Here is a 313-nt window from a genome sequence, read left to right on the forward strand (position 1 = left end):
TCGTGAGGTTCTTGGCCTAGATACACCACTTTCAACCGCGAGTATCGGTAGACAGCAGCTAGTAGAGCCAATTTACTCGAAAGAAAACACCATCATTGGTTTTATCCGCGTCACCTTTGAGACAGGTAAAATGACAGCAATATCGGATCACCACTACCGCAAAAGTGATCGCTACATGATCGGCATGGTATTGATGGGCTTCGTCAGTGGCGTACTGTTTATTATGTTGATTCGTAGAAGGCCGACCAAATCAGGCGAGAACTTACTTCTGAAAAACGTAAATTCATAAATAGCGTATTTACGTTATCCAATA

General features: G+C 42.8%; 1 protein-coding gene. It reads left to right on the forward strand.

Annotation, left to right across the window (positions count from 1 at the left end):
* A partial coding sequence (locus A3712_RS06560) for an AhpA/YtjB family protein (protein WP_269451413.1) occupies positions 1 to 289 on the forward strand: 289 nt, incomplete at its 5' end.
* Between the last annotated feature and the right edge of the window lie 24 nt (positions 290 to 313).

Origin of the sequence: Vibrio sp. HI00D65 (assembly GCF_001635455.1) — a bacterium.
Lineage (GTDB): Bacteria > Pseudomonadota > Gammaproteobacteria > Enterobacterales > Vibrionaceae > Vibrio.